Source organism: Pseudomonas sp. Sample_10 (assembly GCF_004321495.1).
In the GTDB taxonomy this organism is placed as follows: Bacteria; Pseudomonadota; Gammaproteobacteria; order Pseudomonadales; family Pseudomonadaceae; genus Aquipseudomonas.
Genome location: NZ_RCOE01000075.1, coordinates 1 through 681 on the forward strand (window position 1 = coordinate 1; position 681 = coordinate 681).

Below are 681 nucleotides of genomic sequence, written 5' to 3' on the forward strand. Positions count from 1 at the left end.
CCGCTGCCGGCTACAACCGCATCCCGCTTGCCTGCGAAACCCTGGCCGACTTCGATACGCCGCTGTCGATCTACCTGAAACTGGCCGACGAGCCCAATTCCTACCTGCTGGAGTCGGTGCAGGGCGGTGAGAAGTGGGGCCGTTACTCGATCATCGGTTTGCCATGCCGCACCGTGATGCGGGTTCACGATCATCACGTCAGCGTCACCGTCGATGGCATCGAGACCGAAAGCCACGACGTTGAAGACCCGTTGGCCTTCGTCGAAACCTTCAAGGCGCGCTACAACGTGCCGAGCATTGCCGGCCTGCCGCGTTTCAATGGTGGTCTGGTGGGTTACTTCGGTTACGACTGCGTGCGTTATGTGGAGAAGCGTCTGGGCAAGTGCCCGAACCCGGACCCACTGGGCGTACCGGACATCCTGCTGATGGTGTCCGATGCGGTGGTTGTGTTCGACAACCTCGCGGGCAAGATGCACGCCATCGTCCTGGCTGACCCGGCGCAGGAAGACGCTTTCGAGCAAGGCCGCGCCCGTCTGGAAGAGCTGCTGGAAAAACTCCGTCAGCCGATCACCCCGCGCCGTGGCCTGGATTTCAGCAAGCAGCAAGCCGCCGACCCTGTGTTCCGCTCCAGTTTCACCCAGGACGATTACGAAAAAGCCGTCGACACCATCAAGGAATACA

Annotated in this window: 1 pseudogene; it reads left to right on the plus strand. The window is 61.1% G+C overall.

The annotated features are described in order from the left end of the window. A pseudogene (locus D8U18_RS07080) lies at positions 1 to 681 on the plus strand (anthranilate synthase component I); the annotation flags it as partial.